The organism is Granulimonas faecalis (genome assembly GCF_022834715.1).
In the GTDB taxonomy this organism is placed as follows: domain Bacteria; phylum Actinomycetota; class Coriobacteriia; order Coriobacteriales; family Atopobiaceae; genus Granulimonas; species Granulimonas faecalis.
On record NZ_BQKC01000001.1, the window covers coordinates 1,179,529 to 1,205,067 of the forward strand.

A 25,539-nucleotide genomic window follows, 5' to 3' on the forward strand; every position below is an offset into this window, starting at 1 on the left:
TGCGTGCGGTCATGGCGGCTTCCAATACTAGCCCTTCGGGGACCGCCGGTGAGGGGGAGCCGCCTAGCCCAGGAGCGCCACGTCGTTGAGGGGCCAGAAGATGAACCAGGCCTTGGAGGTCACCGAGTCGCGGCGGATGGGCCCGAAGTAGCGGGAGTCGAGGGAGTTGGTGCGGTTGTCGCCCATGACCCAGTACTCGTCCTCCCCTAAGGTGAGCGGGTAGGAGACGTCGCCGTCGAGGAAGGCGGCGTGGCGCCCCTCGATGGGCTCGGTGGGCTTCCCCCCGGTGTAGGGCTCGTCGAGCCGCTCGCCGTCGACGTAGACGGCACCGTCGCGGATGTCGACGGTCTGGCCGGGGGTGGCGATGACGCGCTTGATGAGCGTCGTGGAGGGCTGCTCGGGGTCGTGGAAGGTGACGACGTCGCCGGCGGCGGGCCCGGAGCCGAGGTAGCTGACCTTCTCCCCCAGCACGCGGTCGCCCACCTGGATGGTGTCGACCATGGACTCCGTGGGGATCTCGAAGGGCTCGGCGACGTAGGCCCGCACGAAGACGGCCACGGCCACCGCCACGGCGACCACGGCCACCCACTCGACGACGTCCCGGAGGCGGGACGGGCCCTTTCTCCCAGCGGAACCGGTACCTGCCATGGCTGCCTCCTCGACCTCGACTCGTTCCATCGACTTTACCCGGACAGGAGCCCCGACTCCACGAGGAAGGCGCGCTCCTCGTCGGTGATGGGCGCGGAGGCGAGGAGGTCGGGGCGTCGGCGGGCGGTGCGCACGAGGGCGTCGCGCCTGCGCCAGGCGTCCACCCGGGCGTGGTCGCCCGAGAGGAGCACCCCCGGCACGTCCATGCCCTCGAACGACGCGGGCCGGGTGTACTGGGCGTACTCGAGGAGCCCGTCCGAGAACGACTCCTCCTGAGCCGACCGCTCGTCGCCGAGGGCGCCGGGGAGCAGCCTCACCACGGCGTCGGTGACGGCCATGCAGGCGAGCTCCCCGCCCGTGAGGACGTAGTCGCCCAAAGAGAGCACGTCGTCGGCCAGGGTGTAGCAGCGCTCGTCCATGCCCTCGTAGCGGCCGCAGACGAAGAGCAGGCGCTCCTCGGCCGCGAGCTCGCGGGCCACGTCCTCGGTGAAGGTGCGGCCGGCGGGCGAGAAGAACACCGTGCGGGGCGCCGCCCCCTCCCCCGCCAGCTCGCGGACGCACTCGAAGACGGGCGCGGGCTTCATGAGCATGCCCGGCCCCCCGCCGAAGGGCGCGTCGTCCACGGTGCGGTGGCGGTCGTGGGTCCAACGGCGCAGGTCGTGGGCCCGGAACTCGAAGACCCCGGCGCGCCGGGCGCGGCCCAGGATCGAGGCGTCCATGTAGGGGCCGAACACCTCGGGGACCACCGAGACGGCATCCACGATCATCGCGGCACCCCCTCCCCTCCCTCGGGCACGATGCCGCGGGGCAGCTCCATGACCACGCGGTCGGGCGACACCGAGACGATGAAGCCGTCCACCACGGGGACGAGGAGCTCGCCGTAGGGGCCGCGGACCTCCCAGACGTCGTTGGCGGGGCCGCGCATTACCGCGGAGACGGTCCCGAGCGGGCCGCGGGCGGCGTCTGCGACCTCGATGCCCACGATGGCGGCGGGGTCGTGGACGAGGAGGTCTTCTGGGAGGTCGGCCTCGTCCACGAGCAGGTAGCGGCCACAGAGCTCCTCGGACGCGCCGAGCGAGTCCACGCCGGCGAGACGCACGGCCTGGCCCGACCCGCCGTCGCGGACCGACTCGACCTCGGTGACGCGGGCGCCGTGCAGGGTGGGCGGCACGACGTGGACCGTGATGCCGGGCCTCAGAAGAAAGGGAAGACCGTCCACGGGTGCGCAGACGATCTCCCCCTTGGCCCCGCGCGCCTTGGCGACGGAGCAGACGATGCGATACCGGGAGGCCATGGGTCTAGCCCAGCACCTCGACGTCGACCGCAGTGCCCACGCGGGCGCCGAGGGCGCGGGCGAGGGTGCGGATGGCCTTGATGGTGCGGCCGCGGCGGCCGATGACCTTGCCGGCGTCGTCGGGGGCGCAGGTGACCTCGATGAGGGTGCCCTCCATGGCGTCGGTCACATCGAGGGACACGGCGTCGATGTCGTCCACGAGGCCGCAGACCACGAGCTCGACGAGGTCGGCGACGCGGTCGGACGGCATCTCGTCGGGCAGCCGGACGTCCTGGCTCTCGGTGTCGGCCATGCTACTCGGCGTCCTCGGCAGCGGCAGCGGCGGCCTCCTCGGCGGCTACGCGGTCCTTCTCGATCTGCTTCTTGGACTTCTTGACCTTCTTCTCGGGCGCGGGCTTGTCACCCTCGCGCACGATCTCGATGAGGGAGGCGACCTTGTCGCTCGGCTTGGCGCCCTTGGCGATCCACGCGTCGACCTTGTCGAGGTCGATCTCGATCACATGGGGATGGGTGAGCGGGTTGTAGATGCCGACCTGCTCGATGAAGCGGCCGTCGCGGGGCATGCGCTCGTCGGCGACGACGACGCGGTAGAACGGGCGCTTCTTGGCACCGTGACGGGCCAGACGGATCTTGACTGCCAATGGGACTCCTCTAGACGAATGCGCCCTGGCCGGGCCATGGGGCGCAAACCACACAAAAGCGTCGATAATCATAGAACATGGCGGCCTGGCGTGAAACCCCCGCTTTTGGCGCTCGCCACACTTTTCCCACGGTGCGGCCCCGGGAGCCCGACCGACGTGGCTCGAATTGTATCGAATGCGTGAGAATCCCGATGCTTGAAAAGAAGTCGCCGATCGTGGTGTCTCATTTTCAGATGATGGGTACACGGTTGAAGACACAGCAAGAAGCACGTGCGACCGCACCGTGATTCCCGGGCGCAAGGGTCCAGAGCAAGGAGGAGCGATGAACATCCTGGTTGTCGAAGACGAGAAGAACCTCAACGACGCCATGTGCCACGTCCTGACGGAGGACGGCTGCCACGCGAAGGCCGCATACGACGGCAAGGCCGGCTACGAGCTCGCGAAGACCGGCGAGTACGACGTCGTGGTCCTCGACGTCATGCTCCCCGAGATGGACGGCTTCGAGGTCGTGCACCAGCTGCGTCGCGACGGCGTGGCCACCCCCGTCATCATCGTGACCGCCAAGACCTCCACCACCGACAAGATCGAGGGACTCGACTGCGGCGCGGACGACTACATGACCAAGCCCATCGACACCGACGAGCTGCTCGCCCGCATCCGCGCCCTCTCCCGCCGCAAGGGCGAGGTGCCCATCGACGAGATGAAGTTCGGCGACCTGGCCCTCGACCTCCACACCCACGACCTGCGCTGCAACGGCCGCGACGTGCACCTCTCCCAGAAGGAGTTCGAGGTCATGCGCATGCTCATGAGCTCCACGGGCCGCGTGGTCTCCAAGCACGACCTCCTCGCCTCCATCTGGGGCACCGAGGGCGACACCAGCGAGAACTCCGCCGAGGCCTACATCTCCTTCCTGCGCAAGAAACTTTCCCACCTGCACTCCGAGGTGCAGATCACGACCCTGCGCATGCTCGGCTACCGCCTGGAGGAGCTCGGCTAGGCCCCGTACAGCCCAGACCGGCGCACCCGAGGCGCCCCGCACCGGCCGGTGCGGGGCGCCTCCCCTTTTGGGCCCGGGTCTGCAGACGCTATGATGGGGGCGGTCGGTCGTACGGGGGAAGCGCAGGGATTCCATGCTCGAGAGGCTCCAACGCAACTTCATGGTGCTCACCATGACCCTGCTCGCCCTGGTCCTCTTCGGCGCCTTCGCCGTCTCCTACACCACCACCCAGCAGCAGCTCGGCCAGTTCGTGATGGCGTCGCTCGACCGCGTCCTCGACACCACCACCCCCATGCGCCCCTACATCGGCGTGCTCGCGGCCTCGGGCGACGGCGACCGCCACGGCTACGGCCAGATGGCCGTCTACTGGATCGACATCGACAGGGAGACCGGCCGCATCGTCGGCAACGACACGGCGGCCATCATCGGCCCCAAGGCCGTCTCGGCCGCCCTGTCGGCGAGCGACGCCTCCGACGGGGAGACGGGCTACCTCCCCGACTTCGACATCGTGTGGAAGCGCGGCGCCACCCCCTCCGGCGAGCGCATCGCCGTCGCCAACACCACCGGCATCGGCCAGGCACTCTCCAACCAGCTCTACGTGAACATCGCCGTGGGCGTGGCGGGCCTCTCGGTCATCGCGCTCGTCATGTGGCACATCTCCCGTTGGATCGTGCGGCCCGTACGCCTCTCCTGGGAGGCCCAGCGCCAGTTCACGGCCGACGCCTCCCACGAGCTCAAGACCCCGCTGGCCGTCATCCTCGCCAACACCCACATCCTCAAGGGCGACCTCGACCGCATCCCTGAGGACGACCGCCGCTGGGTGGAGTCCACCGATATGGAGGCCGAGCGCATGAAGGAGCTCGTCACGAGCCTCCTCGAGCTCTCCCGCGCCGACGAGGACCGCTTCAACAGAGGGTCGGTCTACCACATGGAGGACTGCGACCTCTCCGAGCTCGTGAGCGGCATGACCATGCAGTTCGACGTCGTGGCCTTCGAGAGCGGCCACATGATCTCGGAGGACATCCAGGGCGGCGTCCACGTGAAGGCGGACCCGGGCTTCATCGAGAAGGTCGTGAAGATCCTGCTCGACAACGCCGTGAAGTACTCCACGCGCGGCGACACCGTGGACGTGTCCCTCAAGGTGAACGCCAAGCGGCGCCAGGCCGTCTTCTCAGTGCGCAACTACGGCGACACCCTCTCCCCCGCCGACATCGAGCACATCTTCGACCGCTTCTACCGCACCGACAGGGCGCGCAGCCGCGCCACCGGCGGGTTCGGCCTCGGCCTGCCCATCGCCAAGGCCATCGTCGACGGCCACGACGGCTCCATCTCGTGCACGAGCACGGACGAGGACGGCACCACGTTCTCGTTCTCGCTGCCCATGGCGTGACCATGGGACCCGACGCCGGCCGCCCCCACGAGCTCGAGGCGATCCCCTGGAAGGGGCCCGCCGTGGGCCTACTGGACCTCGACGCCTTCTTCGCCTCCGTGGAGCAGCTCGACCACCCCGAGTGGCGCGGCAGGCCCGTCATCGTGGGCGGCAGTGCCGGTAGGCGCGGCGTGGTGTCGACGGCGAGCTACGAGGCGCGCGCCTACGGCGTTCACTCGGCCATGCCGAGTGCCCAGGCGCAGCGGCTGTGCCCCCAGGCGATCTGGACCCGCGGGAGGTTCGACCGCTACCGCGAGATGAGCCGCAGGGTGATGGACATCCTGCTGGCCGAGACGCCCCTCGTGGAGCAGGTGTCCATCGACGAGGCTTTCTTCGACGTGACGCCGGGCCGCTTCTCGCGCGAGCACCCCGTGGCCGTCTGCCGCCGGGTGCGGGACGCCGTGGCGGCGCTGGGGGTGACGTGCTCCATCGGGCTCTCCACGTCCAAGACCGTGGCCAAGATCGCGTCGGACAAGGAGAAGCCCCGCGGCCTCACGGTGGTGCCGCCCGGGACCGAGGCGCTCTTCCTCCGGGACCTCCCCGTGCGCGACATGAGCGGCGTGGGCCCCGCGACCGAACGGACCCTCCTGTCCCACGGCATCCGCACGCTGGGCGAGCTCGCCGCCGGCGACCCGGCCGAGATGGCCCGGCTCCTGGGCGTGGCGGGGCCCGCCCTTGTCGAGCGAGCGGCGGGCCGCGAGCACTCCCCCGTCCGCGCGGCCGACGACGCCGAGGAGCCCAAGTCGGTGAGCAACGAGCGGACGTTCGCCCGCGACCTCACGCAGGCGGCCGACGTGGAGGCGGCCGTGCTCTCGGTGGCGGCCAAGGTGGGCACCCGCCTGCGCTCCAAGGGGCTCGCGGGGTCGGAGGTGACCCTCAAGCTGAGGTTCGACTTCGAGCACGGCCGCACGGCCCAGCGCCGGCTGGCGGCTCCCACCGACGACGAGTCGGTCTTCGGCCGCGCCGCGCTCGACCTCCTCCACGAGGTGTGGCGCCCCGGCGTGGCCGTACGGCTCGTGGGTGTGGGCGTCTCGCGCTTCGGCGAGGCCGCCGCCCCCGAGCAGCCCACGCTCTTCCCCGACGCCATGCTGGGCGGCGACGGGGACGGGCGCGACGGAGGCTCCCCCGCGCCCAAGGGGCGCAGGGAGCTCAGCGTGGCCCTCGACGAGCTGCGGGAGCGGTTCGGCGCCGGCGCGGTCTCCTACGGGCGCGACCTCCGCCTCAAGGACGAGACGAGCGACACGGTGCCCATGAACAAGTGACGCCGCCGGCTCAGATCTCGATGCGCGGGGCGTCGGCCCAGAGGTTCTCGATCCGGTAGAAGGCGCGCTGCTCGGGCTTGAAGACGTGCACCACCACGGGGCCGTAGTCGATGAGGACCCAGGACATGCCGTCCCTGCCCTCCACGGAGAGCGGCTTGACGCCGCACCCGGTGCGAACAGCCTCCTCCACGGCGTCCATGACGGCGTGGGCCTGGGGGTTGTTGGCGACGGTGGCGACGACGATGCAGTCGCACACGTCGCTCTTGCCGGTGACGTCGATGACGGCGACGTCCTGGGCCTTCTTGGAGTCGGCGGCCTCGGCGGCCGTGCGGGCGATCTCTTGGGGCGTGCTCATCGGTGGGTCGCGTCCTTTCCTGTGACGAGTTCGTTGTAGATGTCGATGGTACCGGGATAGAGGTAGCGGCGGGTCTGGACCACGTAGGCCACCCCGTCGCAGAAGCAGGTGCGGTAGAGGTCGTCGAGAGTCGCCTCGCCCACCATGGCGCGCTGGGCGTCGAGCGGCCCCTTGGAGCCGCGCAGGGGCTCGATGCCGTCGGCAACGAAGAGCACCTCGTCGAGCGGCGCCATGTCCCGGGCCCCCGTGGTGTGGCGCGCCACGGCGCGGAGCACCCCCGGTGACAACCACGGGTAGCGCCCCGGCAGCGTCCTGGAGGCAAGCAGGCCGTGGATGAGGGGGCGCACGAGGTCCAGGGGCACGCCGAGGTCGATGCCCGCCTCCTCGGCCGGGCCCACCAGCTCGGCGTCGGGGCGCGCCTTCTCCCAGTCGTGCAGGATGCCGGCCACCCGGGCGTCGAAGGTGTCGACGCCGTAGGCGGTGGCGAGGGCCTCGGCCGTGCGGCCCACGGACAGCGAGTGGGCGAGCCGCCCCGGGCGGTGGGCGAGACGGTCGGAGAGGTCGGCCTCCAGCCCCTCCACGGTGCGGGCTTGGGCGCCGGACAGGGTCGAGGGCGCCTCGAGCAGGGCCTCGAAGCGCGAGGTGTCGGGCGCGGCGCTCACGACTCCCTCCCCTGGCCGCCGACGGACTCCCCCGTCACGGCCTCCCAGCCGTAGAGGCCGCGCTTCTCGATGTAGCCGACCACGGAGTCGGGCGTGAGGTAGCGCAGCGACTGCCCGGCCGCCCGGCGGCGGCGCAGGTAGGAGGAGCTGATGGCGAGGGCGGGAACCTCGAGGTAGAACACCTGGAAGCCGAGGCCCGAGGCCTCGATGGCGCGGCGCGCCCGCTCGAGGTCGTACCCAGGGCGCGTGACGCCCACGAGCGTGGCGAGGGACGCGATGCGGGCGGCGTCGTGCCAGTGCACGATGTCGATGATGGCGTCGGCGCCGGTGACGAAGAAGAGCTCGACGTTGTCCGGGTAGGCGGCGCGGAGCTCCTCGAGGGTGTCGGCGGTGTAGGTGACGCCGGGCCGCTCCACCTCGAGGCGCGAGGCCTCGAAGACGGGGTTGTCGGCCGTGGCGAGCAGCGTCATGGCGAACCGGTCCTCCGCAGCCGACACGGGCCGGTCCTGCTTGAAGGCGGGGCTGCCGGCGGGCATGAAGAGCACCACGTCGAGGTCGAGGTCGCCGGCCACCTGCTCGGCGGCCACGAGGTGCCCGTTGTGGATGGGGTCGAACGTGCCGCCCATCACGCCGAGCCGGTAGGTGCGGGCCGGGTCGTCGCCGAGGCGCGGGAGCCCCTCCCAGGCGCTCACCCGCGCACCTGCCCGTCGCCCCTGAGGACGTACTTGGTGGACGTGAGCGCCGAGGCGCCCATGGGCCCGCGCACGTGGAGCTTCTGGGTGGAGATGCCGATCTCCGCCCCGAGGCCGAACATGCCGCCGTCGGTGAAGCGGGTGGACGCGTTGACGTACACCGCCGCCGCGTCCACGCCGGCGAGGAAGCGCTCGGACGCGCGGTAGCTCTCGGTCACGATGCACTCGGAGTGGCCGGTGCCGTAGCGGTTCACGTGGGCAACGGCCTCGTCGACGCCGTCGACGAGCCTCACGCTCATGGCGAGGTCGAGGTACTCGCGGCCCCAGTCGTCCTCGGAGGCCTCGGCCATCTCGATGCCGGCCGCGCGGCAGACGTCGCGCGCCCCCTCGTCGCCCACGAGGGCGACACCGCGCTCAGCGAGGGCGCGGCACACGCCGGGCAGCAGCCGGTCGGCGGCGGCGCGGTCCACGAGGAGCGACTCCGCCGCATTGCAGACGCCGGGGCGGCTCGTCTTGGCGTTGACGACGATGGCCTCGGCCATGGCGGCGTCGGCGCTCCCATCGAGGTAGATGTGGCAGTTACCCGTGCCGGTCTCGATGACGGGGACCGTGGACTCCTCCACGCAGGTGCGGATGAGCGAGGCGCCGCCGCGGGGGATGAGCACATCCACGAGGCCCGTGGCGTGCATGAGGTCGACGGACGAGGAGCGCTCGGTGGACTCCACGTAGCGCACGACGTCGGGCGAGAGGCCCGTCGAGGCGATGCCGCGGCGCGCCGCGGCGGCCATGGCGGCGCAGGTCTCCATGGCGGCCGAGCCGCCCCTGAGTACGCAGGCGTTGCCCGAGCGCAGGCAGAGGGCGATGGAGTCGGCCGTCACGTTGGGGCGCGCCTCGTAGATGATGGCCACGACGCCGAGGGGCACCGAGACCTCGGTGAGGGAGATGCCGCTCGCGAGCACGCGGCCCCCCTCGACGGCGCCGAGCGGGTCCTCCTGGGCCGCCACCTCCGCCATGGCGGAGGTCACCTGGGCGAGGCGGTCGCGGTCGAGCAGGAGGCGGTCTAGCAGCGGGCCGGGCATGCCGGCCTCGCGCCCGCGGGCCATGTCGCGGGCGTTGGCCTCGCAGACGGCGTCGGCCTCGGCGTCGATAGCCGCGGCGGCCGCCAGGATGGCGGCGGTGCGGGTCTCGGCGGGGGCGGCGGCGAGGGCGGGTGCGGCGGCCTTGGCGGCCCTGGCGCAGCGGGTGGCGTTTGACTCGGTCATGGTCGGACCTCTCGGTGGAAGGGTTAGAAGACGAGGAGCTCGTCGCGGTGGATGGCGGGGACGTCGGCCTTGTCGGGCAGGAAGCGGGCCACCACGTCGAGGGGCAGGCCGCGCGACTTGGCGAGGTCGGCGGAGCAGTAGCGCGTGACGCCGCGGGCCACGAGGGCGCCGTCCGGCCCCACGACCGAGACGACGTCGCCCTCGTCGAAGGTGCCCGAGACGGAGCGCACGCCCACGGGGAGCAGCGACGCCCCCTGGCTGCGGATGGCGTCGGCGCACCCGGCGTCGACGCCCACGGTGCCGGCCGCCCTGTTGGCGATGCCGATCCAGAGCTTCCTGGCCTGCTCCCGCGGCGCCCCGGGGCTGCCGAACTCCGTGCGTCTGCCCCGGCCGAGCACCGCGTCCACGAGGGAGCGGGGCCGGCGCCCGTGGCAGATGGTCATGGGAATGCCGGCGGCGAGGAGGGCGCGGGCGGCGCGGAGCTTGGCGGCCATGCCGCCCGTCCCCACCGACGACCCGGCACCGCCGGCGCAGGCGACGAGGTCCGCGTCGATGCGGTCGACGTGCTCGATGAGCTCGGCGTCCGGATGGGTGGACGGGTCGGCGGTGAACATGCCGTCGATGTCCGAGAGGATGACATAGCGCTCGGCACCCACGAGGGTGGACACGATGGCGCCGAGCATGTCGTTGTCGCCGAAGACGAACTCGTAGGCGGCGACGGTGTCGTTCTCGTTGACCACGGGCACGGCGCCAAGCTCGAGCAGGTAGTCGAGGGTGTTCCGCGCGTTGAGGTAGCCGCGGCGGTCCACGACGTCGCGGCGGGTGAGCAGCACCTGGCCGCAGGGGCACCCGTGGGCGGCGAGCCGCTCGGCATAGACCTCGGTGAGGGCCGCCTGCCCGGCCGAGGCGCAGGCCTGCAGGGCCGGGATGTCGGAGGGCCGCTCGGCGAGCCCGAGGCGCTCCATGCCCGCGGCCACGGCGCCGGAGGACACGAGCACGGGCCGGAAGCCCATCCCCTTGAGCTCCACGAGCTGGTCGACGAGGGAGGAGAGGTAGGCGTAGTCCAGGGACCCGTCGGGGCCCACCAGGGTGGACGAGCCCACCTTGGCCACGATGACGCGGTCGAGCTCCTCGGAGTGCCTCATGACTCCCCCTCCCCGTCCTCGGCGGCCTCCCCGTCGAGCTCGGCGAAGTCGTCCTCGGACGGCGCTCCCTCGTAGGTGAAGGCGAAGTCGAGGACGCGCACCTCGTCGCCGGCCCTGACGCCGGACTTGGCGAGCAGGGCGTCGAAGCCCATACGGTCGAAGCGGTGCTGCAGGTAGCCCACGGCCTCCTCGTTGTCCCAGTCGGTCTGCACCACGGCTCGCTCGAGGTTGACGCCGGACGCCTCCCAGACGCCGCCCCCCAGGTTGCGCACGGTCATGGCGCGGTCGTTGCGCTCGCGGCGCGCCTCCCAGACCCGCTCGAACTCGGAGGCGTCGGCGGTCGGGGCCTCGACCTGGGCCCTGAGGTCGGACACCATGGCCCCCACGGCGCGCTCGAGGGCGTCGATGCCGGCGCCGGTGACCGCGGAGACGGCGAAGAACGGGCGGCCGTCGGCCATGGCCCGCTCGCGGAGCCGCTCCACGGCCTCGGAGGTGCCGGGCATGTCAGACTTGTTGGCCACGACCACCTGGGGACGGTCGGCGAGCTCGGCGCCGTGGCGCGCGAGCTCCTCGTTGATGACCTCGTAGTCGCGCACGGGGTCGCGGCCCTCGAGGCCGCCGGTGACGTCCACCACGTGCATGATGAGGGCGGTGCGCTCGATGTGGCGGAGGAACTCGTGGCCGAGGCCCTTCCCCTCGCTCGCGCCCTCGATGAGGCCGGGGACGTCGGCCGCCACGAAGGAGGTGTCCCCGGCGCGCACGACGCCGAGGTTGGGCACCAGCGTCGTGAAGGGGTAGTCGGCGATCTTGGGCCTGGCCGCGCTCATGCGGGCGATGAGGGAGCTCTTGCCCACGGATGGCATGCCCACGAGGGCGGCGTCGGCCATGAGCTTCATCTCGAGCTCGATCCAGTGGTCGCGGGCCGGCTCGCCCTTCTCGGCGAAGGCCGGGGCGCGGCGCACCGACGTGACGAAGTGGATGTTGCCGCGGCCGCCGACGCCGCCCGGCGCCACGACGACGCGCTCGCCGGGGACGGTGAGGTCGCAGATCTCGGCCGCGGGCTCCATGGTCTCGGGGTCGAGCTCGCGGACCACGGTGCCCATGGGCACGCGCAGCACGAGGTCGGCGCCGTCGCGGCCGTGCTTGCGGGCCCCCTGGCCGTGGGTGCCGCGCTCGGCCCTGAAGTGGTGCTTGTAGCGGTAGTCGATGAGCGAGGAGAGCTGGGGGTCGCACTCGAGGACCACGTTGCCGCCGTGGCCGCCGTCCCCGCCGTCGGGCCCTCCCTTGGGGACATGGGCCTCCCTGCGGAAGCTCATGCAACCGGCGCCTCCGTTGCCTCCGCACACGTTGATGCGGGAAATGTCGGTGAACTGCGGCATGGCTTGTTCCTTCTGGCTAAAAGAAAGGACCCCCGACGACGTTGACGGGGGTCCCGGACCGATCCTTGATGGAGGAACGAGGCCTTAGGCCTCGACGGGGCGCACGTGCACCTTGTGCTTGGCGCCCTTCGTGAACTCGACCACGCCGTCGGCGAGGGCGAACAGGGTGTCGTCGCGGCCGATGCCCACGTTCTCGCCGGGGTGGATGTGGGTGCCGCGCTGGCGCACGATGATCTGGCCGGTCTTGATGGCCTGGCCGCCGAAGATCTTGGTGCCGAGTCGCTGGGCGTTGGAGTCGCGGCCGTTGCGGGACGAGCCGAGGCCTTTCTTGTGTGCCATGGTGAAAACCTGCCTAACTCTTGAATCCGGGTTCTGGTCTACTCGGCGGTGGAAGCCGACTCGGGGGCAGAGGCCTCACCGGGGATCTCGGTGACCTCGATGCGGGTGAGGTTCTGGCGGTGGCCCTTGGTGCGCTGGTAACGCTTGCGCTTGTGGAACTTGAAGACCATCTCCTTGGGGGCCTTGTGCTGGTCGACGACCTTGGCGGTGACCTTCTGGCCGGCGAGCGCGGCCGGGTCGACGGTGGTGGCAGCGCCGTCGTTGAGCAGCAGGACGTCGAGCTGGACCTGCTCGCCAGGCTGCGCGTCGAGCTTCTCGACGTCGAGGACGTCGCCCTTGGCAACCTTATACTGCTTGCCACCTGTGGAAACGATTGCGTACATGTGATCGAACCCTTCATTGCGAGGTGAGTGCAACAATTGTCCATGATAGACCGCCGGCGCACAAGCGTCAACGAGGCCCAACGGTCTCCCGGATGTCGCCGCAACGGGCCCGCTCCAAGGCCGCCGTGGAGGCTCCCCTGAAGCCGGCTATCCTAGTCATAGTAGACCGAGCGGCGCCCATTACAAGGCTTCCACAAGAGAGCCATCTTCCTCCTCGTGCCACTGACCCAACCGGAAGACGTCCACCCCGTCCAGGGAGCGCCCCTCCAGGGCCGGGGCGGCGAAGGCCGACCGGACCAGGACCTCGGGCCTCAGGGCGCCCTCGTTGGACGAGCGCGTGCGGACCGTGAGCTCCACGCCGCCGTCGACGTCGCGCGCGTCGAACCCCACGAGGGTGCGGCCGAGGTCCACCCGCTTCTCCTTGCGGCCCCTCAGGTAGGTGAGCTCCCCCGCCCGGGCGAGGGCTGCCACGGCCGCGGACACCTCGTCGGCGGTGGCGTCCGTGGCGAGCGAGAGGCGCCACGAGGCGCGGTCGAGCCACGCACCGAGGGCCGGCGAGCGCGGGTAGACGTAGGCGGCCCGCACGGGGGCGAGGTCGGCCGGGAGCGCCGCCGCGAGGCGCGCCAGGGCCTCCTCGGGCGGCACGTAGGAGCCCAGGGTGAGGTCGAGGTACTCGCTCGCCGAGGCCGCGCCCAGGGGCAGGGCGGCCGAGAAGGCGCACCTCATGCGGGGCGAGAAGCCCTGGGTCACGCAGAAGGGCAGGCGGGCCCGGCGCACGGCGCGCTCGAGGGCGCGCATGACGTCGAGGTGCCCGAGGAAGCGCAGCCGCCCCTCCTTGCGGTAGTGGACCCTCAGCAGGAACCGCTCGTTCTCGGCCATCATCGCTCACCCGCCAACACGTTCTCGACGCCCAGCGTGGGACAGATGCCGCAGCCCGTGCAGCTCTCCCGCGTGCAGTCGCCGGTGGTCTTTCCCTGCAGGGCACGCCGCCACTCCCGCTTGAGGAAGCCCTTGGACACGCCCGGGCTCGCGTGGTCCCACGGCAGCCGGGCGTCCAGGGGGAGCTCCTCCGTCGCTGTGACGGCGAGGTCGATGTCCAGCTCCCCGGCGGCGTCGCACCAGCCGTCGAAGCGGAACCGGTCGGTCCAAGCATCGAACCGGCAGCCGCGGCGCCACGCGCCGTAGATGAGGTCGAACCCCTCGCGGCCCATCTTGGAGAGGGCCGCCTCGAGCATCGAGGTGTCGGCATCGTGGTAGCTCACGCGCACGGCACGGTCGGACACCGTCTCGAGGAGAAGGGCCTGGCGGCGCCGCACCTCCTCGATGGGAAGCTGCCCGCACCACTGGAACGGGGTGTGGGCCTTAGGCACGAAGACAGCCACCGACACGGAGACCGACAGGGAGCCGCGGCGGCCCTTGGGCACGATCTCGCGCCCGATGGCCAGGACCCTCTCGGCCAGGCGAGGGATGGCGCGGATGTCGTCGTCGGTCTCGGTGGGCAGGCCCATCATGAAGTAGAGCTTCATGCGCTGCCAGCCGTTCTCGAAGGCGTTGCGGGCGGCGCGCTCGAGGTCCTCCTCGGTCACGTTCTTGTTGATGACGTCGCGCAGGCGCTGGCTCCCGGCCTCGGGGGCGAAGGTGAGGCCGCCGCGCTTGGCGCCGGAGACCTCGAGGGCCATCTCTACGCCGAAGGAGTCGAGCCGCTGCGACGGGATGGAGACGCGCACGGCCTCGTCCTCGAAGCACCGGTTGAGGCGGTGGAGAATCCGGGCGCACTGCGAGTGGTCCGTGGTGGAGAGGCTCATGAGCGAGACCTCGTCGTAGCCCGTCCGTGCGAGGCCCTCCACGCAGGCGGCCACGACGTCGTCGGCGTCGCGCTCGCGCACGGGGCGGTAGGTGATGCCGGCCTGGCAGAAGCGGCAGCCGCGGGCGCAGCCGCGGAGCACCTCGACGCTCAGGCGGTCCTGGACCGTCTCGAGGGAGGGGACTATGGTGCCGGCGCAAGGGTCCGACGCGCGGAAGTCGTCGGCCACGCGGCGGAGCACCACCTCGGGAGCGCCGGAGCCCTCCTTGGGCACCACGTAGCCGAACCGCGTGCCCTCGCCGTCGCGACGCACCTCGTAGGCGCTCGGCACGTAGGTGCCCGGCACGTCCACGAGCGAGGCCACGATCTGCGCGCGGGGGAGCCCGGCCTCGCGACCCGCCTTGACCGCCTCGGCCACCTCGACGATGTGCTCCTCCCCCTCCCCCAGCAGGAAGGCGTCGAACATGGGGGCGAGGGGCTCGGGGTTCCAGATGCCAGGGCCGCCGGCCACGACGATGGCTTCGTCCTCGGCGCGGTCGCAGGCGCGCACGGGGATGCGGGCGAGGTCGAGGGCCTCCACGACGTTGGTGCCCGCGAGCTCGTGGGCGATGGAGACGCCCACCATGCCGAAGGACGCCACGGGGGACGCGCTCTCCAGGGAGAGCAGCGGCACGCCCGCAGCGCGCATGGCGTCGGCCATGTCGGGCCACGGGAGGTAGCAGCGCTCGCAGGAGAGGCCCGGTGTGCGGTTGAGGGCGCGGTAGAGGATGGCCACGCCGAGGTTGGGCACGCCGATCTCGTAGACGTCCGGGAACACCATGCACACGTGGAAGGCGTCCTCGTCGGGCTCCGTGGAGCCCCACTCGTGGCCGAGATAGCGCGCCGGCTTCTCCACCTTGGGCAGGAGCGGGGCGATCTCGTCGAATCGGTTCTCTCTGGGCAGGGACACGGCTCTCCTATCGACCGGCGCCGGCGTTGCCGCCGACCTCGAACCAGCTGCGGCCCGACGGGGCCTGGACCACGTCGACCACGTCCACGGGCACGACGGAGCGCGTACCGGGCTCAGTGTAGAGCGCGCCCGGCTCCACCTCCACGATGGCGCCCGTGAGCGCCGCGGCGCGGTCGGCCGCGGCGCGGGCGGCCTCCCCCACGCGGTCGCGCACCCACGCGGCGCGGCGGTCGAACTCCTCGGCCTCCTCGAAACGCCAGATGACGGCCTGGCCCGTGAGCCAGGTGCCGAGCCAGCCCACGCCCCCCTTGACGGCCCAGGCCCCCTTGGGCAGGAGCCGGGAGCCGCGGCGGGCGACGGCGCGCATGGCCATGCCGCCGAGGACCACGAGCAGAAGCTCAGGGACGCGGGCGGCGCCGGTGGGCGCACCGTACATGGAGGCGATCCTCATGACCATGGACGACTCCGTGGCGCACATCACGGGGAAGTCCGCGCCCCTGACGAACTCCACGGCCCCCACGCCGGCGTTGGCCGCCGCGCAGGAGAGCACCTCTTCCTCGGCGAGCGGGCGCCGGCAGAAGGGGAAGTTGGCCGCGACGGCCCAGGCCTTGTCGGTGGCACGGGAGAGCCACTCGCCGAACCCCCTGACGGCCCGGCCCGCGTCCGCGTCCGCCACCGAGCCGACCGGGGCGCCCCCCACCAGGCCCACCTCGGGCACGGCGGAGGCGCCGCGACCCACGAGGCACACCGGGACGCCGGCCTTGGCCCAGCCGCGGGCGGCGCCGGCGGCCAGTGGGGCATCGTCGCCACACACGATCACGCAGGCGTCCGCCTCGGGGTTCACCACCACGGGGGCGCCGTGGACGAGCCGGCCCACATGGACCATGCCGTGGGGCGTCTCGGGAACGAGGGCCGCCTTGAGCGCGGCCACGGTGTCCGCCGGGGCACCGCCCACGAGCTCCACGGCGAGGCGCACCGGCGCGTCGGTGGCGGCCGTCGCGTCGCGGCCGGCGTCGAGGACTTCCTTGAGGCTGGAGAACGTCGAGGCTGGGTTGGCCATGGGACCTCCTAGTAAGGCGCCGCGGGGGCGCTCGGGGACGGGGAAGATGCTAACGCGGGCGCGGTCGCCGGACGTCCTAGGCGGACTTCACCCGGTGGCGCCACACCGATTGGACCATACCCACGGCGGTGAGCTGGACCACCATGGAGGACGCGCCGTAGCTGATGAAGGGCAGCGGGATGCCCGTGATGGGCATGATGCCCAGGCACATGCCCACGTTCTCGAGGAGCTGGAACGACCACATGGCCACGACGCCCACAAGGACGAGCTTGGCGAAGGGCGCCTCGATCTTGAGGGCGAGGCCCACCGCGGCGAAGCAGAGCCAGCCGAAGAGCAGGAGCAGGATCACGGACCCCACGAAGCCGAACTCCTCGGCGAGCAGGGCGAAGACGAAGTCCGTGTGCGCCTCGGGGAGGAACCCCTGCCCGGCCTGGGAGGCGTGGCCGATGCCCTTGCCGAGGAACCCGCCGGAGCCCACGGCGATCTTGGCCTGCTGGAGGTTGTAGCCGTCGCCGGAGGGGTCCACCGACGGGTCGACGAACACGATGAGGCGCTTGAGCTGGTACTCCTTGAGGATGTCGGGCATCCCCGGCGTGAGCGACGAGAAGATGGCCAGGGCGCACACCACCACGATGAGCACGATGGTGGGGATGACCCACTCCTTCCTGGCGCCCGCGCAGATGATGATGGCGGCCCCGGACACCAGCACGATGAGCGACGACCCGAGGTCCTGGGTGAGGAGCAGCACGAAGGGGACGAGCAGCATGCCGCAGAGGCGGCAGTACTCGGAGAACGACTTGATGCGCCCGTTGTACTGCGCCGCGAGCCCGGCCATGAGGTAGATGGTCACGAGCTTCATGATCTCGGACGGCTGCAGGCGCAGGCCTACGCCCGGCACCTGGATCCAGCCGGTCATGCCCTTGGCCTCGTAGCCGAGGCCGGGGACCATAGGCAACGCGAACAGCACGACGTCTGCCACCAGGAGCACCGTCGTGTAGTTGGCGAGGTCGCGGTAGTCGTAGCGCCAGACGAGGGCCGCCGCGACGAGGCCGATGGCCACGCCGAGGAGCTGGCGGGGCAGCGAGGCGTCGGCGATGGTGAGCGACGCCGACCAGACGACGAGGAGGCCGTAGGCCACGAGCAGGACGGCCGGGAGGAGCACCGGGAGGTAGAGCTCCGACAGCACGCCCCTGCCCCGCGGCATGCGGGCCTTCGCGCCGCCCGGGCGCTTGCCAGCGCTGCCGCCGAACAGGGTGGAGACGACCTCGGAGAAGCCGGGGTCCCGGACGCCGGTGGAGCGGCGCGCAGCATGCCTTGCCATGGTCCCTCCCCTACCGTGCGCTGCTCGACGAGTCCGCGGTGGACTGGTCGGGCACGTCGTAGATGCCGCCGAACGTGTCTCGGACGGCGTACATGGTGCTCGTGGAGCCGAAGCCGCCCTCCTCGAGCATGGCGCAGACCACGTACTTGGGGTCGTCGGCCGGCGCGTAGGCGCAGAACCACGCCGTGGGGTCCTTGCCGGCCTTCTCGCCCGTGCCGGTCTTGCCGGCCACCTTCACCGGGAGGCTCGTGAAATGCGAGGTGACGGCCTCGTCCTCCTCGTAGATCACGCCCTGCAGGGCATCGTGGATGAGCGCCATGTACTCGTCCTTCTCCTCCACCTCGTTGATTTTCTCGACCTTGTAGTCGGCCACGGTGCCGGAACCCTCTTTGGAGGTCACCGACTTGAGCACGTGGGGACGCCACATGACGCCGTCGTTGGCGATGGCCATGTAGATGCAGGCCATCTGGAGCGGGGTCACGAGGATGTCGCCCTGGCCGATGGCGAGGTTGGTGGTGTCACCGCCCCTCCAGGTGCGGTCCTCCTCGGGATAGGAGGAGAAGTAGTTCCACTTCCAGTCGGCCGTGGGGACGCGGCCCTCGGCCTCGCCGGGGAGGTCGACGCCGGTCTTCTTGCCGAGGCCCCAGCGGCTGTAGGTGTCCTGGAGGCCCTCCTTGTTGTCGGACTCGAAGAACGCCTTGCCGATCTCGTAGAACACGGTGTCGCAGGAGTACACGATGCCGTTGCGCAGGTCGATGATGCCGTGGCCGTCATGGTCCCAGCAGTACTGGCCGTAGGCACTGCCGAAGCCCGTCCAGAAGCCCGTGCAGTCGTAGGTGGTCGAGGCGTCGGCGATGCCGTTGTTGAGCGCGGCGAGGGCGGAAAGCGGCTTGATGGTGGACGCCGAGGCGTAGGTGCCCGAGACGGCGCGGTCCATGAGCGGGTAGCCCGACGCCTCGGAGGAGAGCGCCTCCCAGTCGGCGTTGGAGATGCCGCCCACGAAGATGGAGGGGTCGAACTCCGGGTAGCTGGCCATGGCCAGGATCTCGCCGTTGGTGCAGTCGAGCACCACGACGCAGCCGGCCGTGGCCTTGTTCTGGAGCGCCTTGGCCTTGGAGATGGCGTGCTGCAGGCCGTCCTCGGCGGCCTGCTGGATCTTGGCGTCGATGGTGAGGACGACGTCGCTACCGGCCTCGGCGGGCACCGAGGTGGAGTAGCCCGTGACGTCGCCGTCGGCGTCCACGAACACCTTCTGCTCGCCGCGGACGCCCTGGAGCACGCTCTCGTACTGGTACTCCACGCCGGCCTGGCCCGTGATGTCGCCCGACTCGTAGGCGATGCCGTCCTCGGAGTCCTTGGAGGCCTCGAGCTGGTCGGCCGTGACGGTGCCGGTGTAGCCGAGCACGTGCGCCGCGAGCTTGCCGTGGGGGTAGTGGCGCTGGGTGCGCTGCTCCACGGTGACGCCTGGGAAGAGGTCGGGGTGCTCCTCGAGGTAGGCCACGATGCGGCGGGAGACGTCCACGGCCACGGTGCGGCTGCTCTGGGCGCCCTCGGTGGTGTCCTGGATGTTCCGCTTCACGGCCATGCGGGGCATGCCGAGGAGGTTGCCGAGGAGCTGGAGCTCCCGCTCGTCGTCGGCGACGTCGGCCTGGGCCACCACCGTGAGCGACGGACGGTTCGTGACGAGCTCCTCGCCGTTGCGGTCGAGGATGCGCCCGCGCGGGGCAGCCGTGGTGATGGTGCGCGTGCGGTTGCGCTCGGCCTGGCTCGTGTACTCGTCGTTGGACATGAGCTGCATCGACCACACGCGGGCGAGCAGGACCGCCACGACACCGCCGGAGAACAGGCCGAGGCCGCGGAGCCGCGTCTTGAAGCCCGTCTCGGGCGAAGTGTCGTTCCCGCCGGCCGCACGGGGCGTCTGGCCGCCGATGTCCACGGTGAAGCGGCCGCCGTGGGCATGGACCACCAGGACGACGGCCACGACGGCAACCACGACGATGACGGCGCAGATTATGAGGACGACGGTAGCGAAATCCATCTATCTCCCCCCGACGGGTCCTAGAGCCCCTTGATCCGGTAGGACCCCTTGCGGGTCCTACCGCTCTTCTTCTTCCCGAGCTGGGGCCCCGACGACCCGGTCCGCGAGAGGAGGAACACGAAGGGCAGGAAGACAACGCAATCGAGGAGCGTCGAGGGGAGCCAGCGGAGGAAGACGACGTCCACGAAAGAACCCTGCTGGGACGTGAGCGCGAGGCACAGCTGGTAAGCGAGCTCGACGGCGGCCGCCGAGACGAAAAACAGGCGGCAGGCCCCGGCCATGTCGTCGGCCAGGCGGTCGCGGTCCTCGGCCCCGAGGAAGAACGACGAGAGGGTGAGCAGGAACGCCATGGCGCCCACCGGGCCCGAGGTCATGAGGTCGAAGAGCAGGCCGGCGCCGAACGAGCAGAGCACACCGTAGGTCCCGCCGAAGGAGAGGGCCACGCAGCCCGCGAATATGAGCATGAAGTCGATGCGGCCGCCAGCGACGGCGATGTTGGGACCGAGGGCGGCCTCGAGCACGAAGCACACGCAGAACAGGAGGAGCACCACACGGCGGCGCTGGTTGGAGTCGTTGACGATCACGGCGCTCAACCCTCCCCTTGTCCGTCGGGGGCGGGGGCGTCGGAGCCGTCCGCGCCCTGGCCGTCCGCGGTCTGGCCGTCACCGTCGCCGTCCGACCCCGAGCCCGCCGTCTGGGCGCCGTCGCCCTGCTGGGACTGCTGGGTCTGGTCCTGCCGTGCGGGGGCCTTCCCCTCCTCCTGGGCGTCGGCGGCGGCCGTCTCCTCGGCCGTGGCCGTCTGCTCCTGGGTGAGCGACGTGATGACGAGCACCTCCTCGAGGTTGGACGTGAGCGCGGCGGGCTGCACGAGGATCTCGTAGTAGAGCGCGCCGGAGGGACGCTCGGCGCTCGTGACGGTGCCGAGCAGCAGGCCCTTGGGATAGACGCCGCCGAGGCCGCTCGTGACGACGAGGTCGCCCACCTCCACGGCCTGGTCCGTGCGCACGAGGGTGAGCCTGAGCATGTCGGTCCCCTGGCCCACGAGCTGGCCCTGGGCGCGACTCGACTGCACCATGGCCGAGACGCCGGAACGCTCGTCGGTGATGAGGCGCACCTGCGACGTGGTGGGTCCCACGGAGCTGATCTGGCCGATGACTCCGTAGGAGTCGGTCACGGGCATGCCGACGGCGAGCCCCTGGGACGAACCCTTGTCGATGGTGATGGTGGACGTGAGAGAGTCCACGGCCCCCGACACCACGCGCGCGCCCGTGGACTCGAGGCGGTAGGTGTTCTGGAGCTCGAGGAGCCGCTCGAGGCGGTCGGCCGCAAGGCTCGATTCCTTGAGCTGGGCGTTCTCGGCCTTGAGACGCTCGTTCTCCTCCTTGAGCTCGGAGAGGGAGCCCTGGTCGGCCGTAAGGTTGCTGGCGAGGTTGGAGAGCCCCGAGAACGGCGAGCTCACCACGGCGCCCGCGTAGCGGAAGGGCAGGCACACGGTCTGCACGGCCCCCTTCACGACGGAGAGGGGGCCGGTGCCGGGGTCGTTGGCCGAGAACGTGAACATGACCGCAGAGGCGGCGAGCAGCAGGACGAGCACCCGGACGCGGGACGAGGGGCCCCGCTTGAGCCCCGGGACGCCCATGGAGGGAGAGGGCACGGCGACCGCCTACTGGCCCGAGGTCTGGACGAAGCCGCCGGACAGCGCGTTGGCCTCGAGGACCTTGGCGCAGCCGTTGACGACGTTCTCGAGCGCCGTGGGACTCACGTTCACGGGCACGCCGGTCTCCTCGCGCAGGCGCTGGTCGAGGCCGCGGAGCATGCCTCCGCCGCCCGTGAGCATGATGCCGTAGTACATGAGGTCGCTCGCGAGGTCGGGCGGGGTGACGTCGAGGGCGTCCTTGACCGCCTTCGTGACCTCGTCGAGGGGCCGGTTGAGCGCCCGTCGGATCTCCTCCGACTCGATGCGGACCGTCTTGGGCAGGCCGTTCATGACGTCGCGGCCGTTGACCTCGACGTCGAGCTCCTCCTTGAGCGGGGCGGCGGAGCCCACCTTGATCTTGATGTCCTCCGCCGTGCGCTCGCCGATGGACAGGTTGTAGGCGTTGCGCACGTGCTCGAGGATGGTCTGGTCGAACTCGTCGCCGGCGGTGCGGATGGACTGCGAGACGACGATGCCGCCCATGGCGATGACGGCCACCTCGGTGGTGCCGCCGCCGATGTCCACGACCATGGAGCCCGTGGGGTCCTCGATGGGAAGGTCGGCGCCGATGGCGGCGGCCATGGGCTCCTCGATGAGGTAGGCCTGGCGGGCGCCCGCCTGGATGGTGGCCTCGAAGACGGCGCGCTTCTCCACCGAGGTGACACCCGAGGGCACGCACACGACCACGCGGGGACGCGGCGACCAGGGGTAGCGGCGCTCGCGGGCTTTCTCGATGAAGTAGCGCAACATGACCTCGGTGACGTCGAAGTCCGCGATGACGCCGTCCTTCAGGGGCCGGATGGCGGTGATGGAGCCTGGGGTGCGGCCCACCATGCGCTTGGCGTCGACGCCCACGGCGAGGACGCGCTCCTCGTTGCGGTCGATGGCCACCACGGAAGGCTCGTTGAGGACGATGCCCTCGCCGCGGACGGCCACCAGGGTGTTGGCCGTTCCGAGGTCGATGGCGAGGTCACCGCCGTATTCGCCGAATAGGTTGTCGAAGAGCGACATGGCACCATTCTTTCGGGAGGGCCCTTGCGGGCGCGGGTCAAAGACGGGTCGGCGGGGCGCGGCCCCGCGGGGTTCACGGGCTTACTGGGCGGAGGAGGGGTCGGTGACGGGGGTGCCGTCGGTCGAGGTGGGGTCGGGCGTGGCGGCGCCGGCGTCCATGCCGGCGTCGGACGGCACGGTGCCCGATGTGGACGGCGTGCCGGTGCCGGCGTTGGAGGAGGAGTCGAAGGCCAGCTGGACGTCGGTCACCTTCCAGCCGATGCCCTCGCGGGCGAGCGTGACGGTGTAGGCCTGGCTGCCGCCCTCGGGGAGGGCCGCGGTGCAGCTCACCGTGGAGGAGTCGGCCGAGCGGTCGACGCCGTCGACGGTCACCGTGGCGCCGGACGGGAGGATGGCCTCGATGGCCGCGCGCTGGTCCTCGGACACCGAGGGGGCGATGTAGGCCGAGGTGTCGGTGCCGTCGGTCTTGGCGTAGAAGAGGTCGGCCACGACGTCCTCCTGGGTGGGCCAGCCGTAGCCTCGCCAGTAGGCGAAGCCGAGGGCCGCGGCGGCCACCACGAGCACCACAACGACGCAGACGAGCACCTTCACGCCGGTACGCTTCTTCTTGCGGCGCACCTTGCTCTCCTTCTTCTCGGCCTCGACGATGTCCTGCTCGGAGATGGAGAAGAAGCCGGTGTCCTCGGGCGACGGGATGAACTCGCCGGACTTGCCGAGCGGGTCGAGCGGGTCGAAGGAGCCGGATCCGCCGTAGCCGGCGGCGGCGAGCATGGCGTCGGTCTCGCCGCCCTTCTGGCCGGTGAGGGCCGCGACGGCGTTCTGGGCGGCGGTGAAGGAGGCCTGCTGGGCCGGGTTGAGGCTGTAGGTGCCGTCCGCTGTGGCGTGGTTGAAGGCGTCGAGGGCCTCCTGCATGCGGCTGGCGGCCACGAAGGCCTCGCCCAGCTGGGCGTAGACCGCGGCCTGGGAGCCGGTGGACGACGAGAAGTCCAGGGCCGTGCGGTAGGCCTCCACGGCGTCGATGGGACGGCCGAGCTCCATGAAGCAGCGGCCGAGGGCCACGAGGGACACCGCGGGGTCGGGGTTGTTCTCGTCGATGGCGGCGGCGCGATAGGCGGCGCCGGCCTCGCGCATCTGACCCTCGTGCTCGTAGACCTTGGCGAGGGCCATCTGGGTCTTGTACCTGTTGGTGTAGGAGGGGTCGGCCAGGGCGGCGTTGAGGGCCTGCACGGCCCCCACGTCGTCGCCGGAGGCCGCGAGGGCGCGGCCGAGGTTGGTGTTGAGGGCGCCGACCTTGCCGTAGGAGCGGTCGCGCAGGGCGAGGCGGTAGGCCTCGGCGGCCTCGCGGTAGCGGCCGAGCTTCATGAGGGCGTTGCCGCGCATGTGGTCCGCCGCGGCGTAGACCTCCCCCGGGTTGGTCGCCGCCCCGAGCAGGGTGGCCGCCGTCGAGTAGTCGCCGTTCATGTACGCGGCGCGGCCGCTCTGGAATGCTTGTTGATCCACTGTGGATCCTCCCTGGTGTGGTGGTGCTGCGTGTGACGGAGGCTACGCGGCCGGGTTGCCGTGGCTGATGGTGACCGACTCGATGACGTCGCCGGCGCGGAGGCTGTGGGCGACGTCGAGCCCCTCCTCGGTGACGCCGAATACCGTGTACCCGGAATCGAGGAAATGCTGTGGCCCCAGGCAGAGGTAGAACTGCGACCCCGCGGAGTCGGGCATGGCGGAGCGGGCCATGGCGATGGCGCCGTCGACGTGGCTGTTCCTCGGGTTGACGTCGTACTCGTGGCGGATGCACCAGCCGGGGCCGCCCGTGCCGGGGACGCCGGCGGGGCCGGGGATGCCGGCCGCGACGTCGGAGGGGTCCATGTCGCGGGTGATGGGGTCGCCCCCCTGGATGACGAAGCCCGGCTCATAGCGGTGGAACTTGACCCCGTCGTAGAAACCGGACTCGGCGAGCTCACAGAAGTTGCCCACGGTGACGGGGGCGCCCAGGCCGTCGAGCTCGACGACGACGGTCCCCTTGTTGGTGACGATGGTGGCGTACTCGTCCCCCACCGGGACGTACTCGGGCGTGTGCAGCGGGTCAATGGGCATGGGGGTCCTCCTCCGAGACCGAGGGTATCCGCAGAATTTTACCAACCGATCGCACCGTTCACAGGAACGGCATCGACGGGCGCGCTCAGGAGGAGGACCCGTCGGCGGGCGCCTGGATCGAGAAAGACGAGTAGGCCTGCTTGAACAGGGACCCGAACGAGGACGCCTCGCCGCGCACGGACGAGAGGACCTCCTCGCGCGCCGAGGAGGGGTCGGGGGCGGAGGCCGCCTCGCTCCACGCCGACGAGACGATGTCGGAGCGGTTGCGGAGCCAGTTGCCCATCTTGAGCAGCTCCTCGCGCTCGTCCTCATAGGTGCCGCTCGTGGTGTCGACGCCCTGGATGTCGGAGATGCAGTTCGAGATCTCCACGCCGAGCGTAGCCGCCCGCCTCTGGCCCTCCTGACGCTCCTGGGCCGTGCCGGAGAAGCCCTTCTCCTCGAGCTCCGACACCGAGTCGTCCAGGCGCCCGGAGAGGTCGCCCAGGGCGGTGTAGGCATTCGAGAGCCCCTCGTAGGTGGTCTCGTCGCCGGACTTCACGGTGTCGGAGCCGGATCCCTTGGAGTCCTGGCCCTTGAGGGTGTCCACGGTGCCGGGGAAGCCCGCCTGGGAGGTGTCCGCCGGCGCGGTGGCGCGGATGCTGAAGGCGTCGGGGTCCCACGGGTGGGCGATGAGCAGCACGGCCCCGCCCACGACGGCCACGCAGGCCGCGGCCGCGACGAAGACCGCCCGGAGCCTCACGGGGTGCTCGCGCAGGTAGGGATCGCGGAGGTCCTTCTCGGACGGCACGGCCGACTCGAACCGCGGGAGCTCGTTGGTGGCGTCCGGGGCGGCGGGGTCGTCGCCCACGGTGGCCTGCACCCGCCGGCCGCGCTTGGGGGCCGGGCGCGACTCGACCCACATGCCGCACTTGGGGCAGTTGGTCGACCCCTCGGGGACGAGGGCGCCGCAGCTGGGGCAGTAGGAGCCGGTGAGCCTGGGAAGCGACGCCGTGAGGTCGAGCTCCGCATGGCAGGCCGGACAGACGACGGCGTCGTCGGCCACGATCGAGCCGCAGTGGGGGCATTTCTTCACGGGCACACC

The 25,539-nt window shown here is 71.1% G+C and carries 27 protein-coding genes; 3 read left to right on the top strand and 24 right to left on the bottom strand.

The features are described from left to right. Nucleotides 1-63: 63 nt before the first annotated feature. The 5 genes from lepB to rpsP are packed head-to-tail and all read right to left on the bottom strand — an operon-like array spanning nucleotide 64 to nucleotide 2,583. Nucleotides 64-648 (bottom strand): signal peptidase I, encoded by a 585-nt coding sequence (gene lepB, locus OR600_RS05340; RefSeq protein WP_135977313.1) that lies wholly within the window; start codon nucleotides 646-648, stop codon nucleotides 64-66. 35 nt (nucleotides 649-683) lie between these two features. After that, nucleotides 684-1,415 carry a tRNA (guanosine(37)-N1)-methyltransferase TrmD gene (trmD, locus tag OR600_RS05345; RefSeq protein ID WP_135977312.1) on the bottom strand — a complete coding sequence of 244 codons (732 nt, stop codon included), beginning with the start codon at nucleotides 1,413-1,415 and terminating at the stop codon, nucleotides 684-686. Beyond that, a complete protein-coding gene (locus OR600_RS05350) occupies nucleotides 1,412-1,942 on the bottom strand; it encodes a ribosome maturation factor RimM (RefSeq protein ID WP_135977311.1) in 531 nt (176 codons plus the stop codon). The genes trmD and OR600_RS05350 overlap by 4 nt, the downstream gene beginning before the upstream one ends. Nucleotides 1,943-1,946: 4 nt before the next feature. Continuing rightward, nucleotides 1,947-2,234, bottom strand: coding sequence for a KH domain-containing protein (locus tag OR600_RS05355; RefSeq protein WP_135977310.1), 288 nt, complete (start codon nucleotides 2,232-2,234; stop codon nucleotides 1,947-1,949). 1 nt (nucleotide 2,235) lies between these two features. Continuing rightward, nucleotides 2,236-2,583, bottom strand: coding sequence for a 30S ribosomal protein S16 (rpsP, locus tag OR600_RS05360; protein WP_135977309.1), 348 nt, complete (start codon nucleotides 2,581-2,583; stop codon nucleotides 2,236-2,238). 322 nt (nucleotides 2,584-2,905) lie between these two features. Here rpsP and OR600_RS05365 point away from each other — a divergent pair, with 322 nt between their 5' ends. The 3 genes from OR600_RS05365 (at nucleotide 2,906) to dinB (ending at nucleotide 6,271) form a co-directional block, all read left to right on the top strand. Then, complete coding sequence (locus OR600_RS05365) at nucleotides 2,906-3,580, top strand: response regulator transcription factor (protein WP_135977308.1); 675 nt, start codon at nucleotides 2,906-2,908, stop codon at nucleotides 3,578-3,580. Nucleotides 3,581-3,713: 133 nt separating this feature from the next. Then, a complete protein-coding gene (locus OR600_RS05370; protein ID WP_135977307.1) occupies nucleotides 3,714-4,970 on the top strand; it encodes a sensor histidine kinase in 1,257 nt (418 codons plus the stop codon). 2 nt (nucleotides 4,971-4,972) lie between these two features. Further along, on the top strand, nucleotides 4,973-6,271 hold the full coding sequence (gene dinB / locus OR600_RS05375; RefSeq protein ID WP_265590788.1) for a DNA polymerase IV: 1,299 nt from the start codon (nucleotides 4,973-4,975) through the stop codon (nucleotides 6,269-6,271). A gap of 10 nt (nucleotides 6,272-6,281) precedes the next feature. Here the strand turns inward: dinB and rsfS are convergent, their stop codons facing one another. From rsfS to OR600_RS05470, 19 genes are all read right to left on the bottom strand, one after another. Further along, nucleotides 6,282-6,626 carry a ribosome silencing factor gene (rsfS, locus tag OR600_RS05380; protein ID WP_135977305.1) on the bottom strand — a complete coding sequence of 115 codons (345 nt, stop codon included), beginning with the start codon at nucleotides 6,624-6,626 and terminating at the stop codon, nucleotides 6,282-6,284. Further along, nucleotides 6,623-7,288 carry a bis(5'-nucleosyl)-tetraphosphatase (symmetrical) YqeK gene (yqeK, locus tag OR600_RS05385; protein ID WP_204407113.1) on the bottom strand — a complete coding sequence of 222 codons (666 nt, stop codon included), beginning with the start codon at nucleotides 7,286-7,288 and terminating at the stop codon, nucleotides 6,623-6,625. Before yqeK ends, rsfS begins: the two co-directional genes overlap by 4 nt. Further along, the gene (gene nadD / locus OR600_RS05390) at nucleotides 7,285-7,980 is read right to left on the bottom strand and encodes a nicotinate-nucleotide adenylyltransferase (protein ID WP_251173242.1); all 696 of its coding nucleotides are present in this window, start codon (nucleotides 7,978-7,980) and stop codon (nucleotides 7,285-7,287) included. The genes yqeK and nadD overlap by 4 nt, the downstream gene beginning before the upstream one ends. Continuing rightward, nucleotides 7,977-9,242, bottom strand: coding sequence for a glutamate-5-semialdehyde dehydrogenase (locus tag OR600_RS05395; protein WP_265590789.1), 1,266 nt, complete (start codon nucleotides 9,240-9,242; stop codon nucleotides 7,977-7,979). Before OR600_RS05395 ends, nadD begins: the two co-directional genes overlap by 4 nt. A 23-nt stretch (nucleotides 9,243-9,265) precedes the next feature. Beyond that, entirely contained in the window at nucleotides 9,266-10,387 is a 1,122-nt protein-coding gene (proB, locus tag OR600_RS05400; RefSeq protein WP_135977303.1) for a glutamate 5-kinase, read from the bottom strand. Next, nucleotides 10,384-11,766: a GTPase ObgE gene (obgE, locus tag OR600_RS05405; RefSeq protein ID WP_135977302.1), complete on the bottom strand. Its 1,383-nt coding sequence runs from the start codon at nucleotides 11,764-11,766 to the stop codon at nucleotides 10,384-10,386. Before obgE ends, proB begins: the two co-directional genes overlap by 4 nt. Before the next feature lie 84 nt (nucleotides 11,767-11,850). Beyond that, entirely contained in the window at nucleotides 11,851-12,105 is a 255-nt protein-coding gene (gene rpmA / locus OR600_RS05410; RefSeq protein WP_135977301.1) for a 50S ribosomal protein L27, read from the bottom strand. 38 nt (nucleotides 12,106-12,143) lie between these two features. Further along, a complete protein-coding gene (gene rplU / locus OR600_RS05415; RefSeq protein ID WP_135977300.1) occupies nucleotides 12,144-12,488 on the bottom strand; it encodes a 50S ribosomal protein L21 in 345 nt (114 codons plus the stop codon). 180 nt (nucleotides 12,489-12,668) lie between these two features. Next, nucleotides 12,669-13,367 carry a TIGR03936 family radical SAM-associated protein gene (locus OR600_RS05420; RefSeq protein ID WP_251173240.1) on the bottom strand — a complete coding sequence of 233 codons (699 nt, stop codon included), beginning with the start codon at nucleotides 13,365-13,367 and terminating at the stop codon, nucleotides 12,669-12,671. Beyond that, on the bottom strand, nucleotides 13,367-15,241 hold the full coding sequence (locus OR600_RS05425) for a TIGR03960 family B12-binding radical SAM protein (RefSeq protein WP_265590790.1): 1,875 nt from the start codon (nucleotides 15,239-15,241) through the stop codon (nucleotides 13,367-13,369). The genes OR600_RS05420 and OR600_RS05425 overlap by 1 nt, the downstream gene beginning before the upstream one ends. Nucleotides 15,242-15,248: 7 nt before the next feature. After that, nucleotides 15,249-16,301 carry a hypothetical protein gene (locus OR600_RS05430; protein ID WP_135977297.1) on the bottom strand — a complete coding sequence of 351 codons (1,053 nt, stop codon included), beginning with the start codon at nucleotides 16,299-16,301 and terminating at the stop codon, nucleotides 15,249-15,251. 76 nt (nucleotides 16,302-16,377) lie between these two features. Further along, entirely contained in the window at nucleotides 16,378-17,622 is a 1,245-nt protein-coding gene (locus tag OR600_RS05435) for an FtsW/RodA/SpoVE family cell cycle protein (protein WP_204407367.1), read from the bottom strand. Nucleotides 17,623-17,632: 10 nt separating this feature from the next. Beyond that, nucleotides 17,633-19,660 (bottom strand): penicillin-binding protein 2, encoded by a 2,028-nt coding sequence (gene mrdA / locus OR600_RS05440; protein ID WP_135977296.1) that lies wholly within the window; start codon nucleotides 19,658-19,660, stop codon nucleotides 17,633-17,635. 20 nt (nucleotides 19,661-19,680) lie between these two features. Next, nucleotides 19,681-20,244, bottom strand: a complete 564-nt coding sequence (gene mreD, locus OR600_RS05445; RefSeq protein WP_265591062.1) for a rod shape-determining protein MreD — start codon at nucleotides 20,242-20,244, stop codon at nucleotides 19,681-19,683. 5 nt (nucleotides 20,245-20,249) lie between these two features. Continuing rightward, nucleotides 20,250-21,314: a rod shape-determining protein MreC gene (gene mreC, locus OR600_RS05450; protein ID WP_265590791.1), complete on the bottom strand. Its 1,065-nt coding sequence runs from the start codon at nucleotides 21,312-21,314 to the stop codon at nucleotides 20,250-20,252. A gap of 9 nt (nucleotides 21,315-21,323) precedes the next feature. Then, nucleotides 21,324-22,367 (bottom strand): rod shape-determining protein, encoded by a 1,044-nt coding sequence (locus tag OR600_RS05455; protein WP_135977295.1) that lies wholly within the window; start codon nucleotides 22,365-22,367, stop codon nucleotides 21,324-21,326. Nucleotides 22,368-22,448: 81 nt separating this feature from the next. Further along, nucleotides 22,449-23,867, bottom strand: coding sequence for a tetratricopeptide repeat protein (locus tag OR600_RS05460; protein ID WP_265590792.1), 1,419 nt, complete (start codon nucleotides 23,865-23,867; stop codon nucleotides 22,449-22,451). A 42-nt stretch (nucleotides 23,868-23,909) separates the two neighbouring features. After that, nucleotides 23,910-24,458: a peptidylprolyl isomerase gene (locus tag OR600_RS05465; protein ID WP_204407947.1), complete on the bottom strand. Its 549-nt coding sequence runs from the start codon at nucleotides 24,456-24,458 to the stop codon at nucleotides 23,910-23,912. A gap of 85 nt (nucleotides 24,459-24,543) precedes the next feature. Further along, nucleotides 24,544-25,530 carry a zinc ribbon domain-containing protein gene (locus OR600_RS05470; protein WP_168353970.1) on the bottom strand — a complete coding sequence of 329 codons (987 nt, stop codon included), beginning with the start codon at nucleotides 25,528-25,530 and terminating at the stop codon, nucleotides 24,544-24,546. Between the last annotated feature and the right edge of the window lie 9 nt (nucleotides 25,531-25,539).